Here is a 443-nt window from a genome sequence, read left to right as displayed (position 1 = left end):
GGTACTCTTCCTGTTCAAGATCTAAACATTTTACAATTGTCAGGTGGTACTTTAGAAACGCGTGACAGTTTAGCTTACGAGTTCCATATTGAAGCAGTAGTTATTGAAGTTCCAAATGCTGATGGAACTGGAACTGTTGACAAAGAAGTTACCGGTCTCCATATCCAACCTGATATGGCGTCAAACGGTGCATTCACATACCGTATTAAAACTAAAGGTGAAAATGACGCACCTGTAGAAGATATTATTACAGGTCAAGTAGATTTCTACTACGGAACAGTTTCTGTAGCATCTACAGGTGGTAAGATTAAGAAAGTTCGTTTTGGTGGACACTTATCTAACGAAAACAACCTAGAAACAGTTGAATTAGACCGTGAGCGTGAAACACGTGAGTGGAAAATTCCTGACGGACAACGTATTAACACAGGTCTTACAATTGAAAA

Annotated in this window: 1 protein-coding gene; it reads left to right on the top strand. The window is 39.1% G+C overall.

The genetic code is table 11. The annotated features are described in order from the left end of the window. The coding region (locus ETC00_RS19900; RefSeq protein WP_171567761.1) for a hypothetical protein at positions 1-443 on the top strand (443 nt) is incomplete at both ends.

Source organism: Brevibacillus sp. MCWH, from assembly GCF_013096935.1.
Lineage (GTDB): Bacteria > Bacillota > Bacilli > Brevibacillales > Brevibacillaceae > Brevibacillus > Brevibacillus aydinogluensis.
Note: the sequence above shows the minus strand (reverse complement) of the source record. Positions and strands in the feature narration are given on the sequence as shown.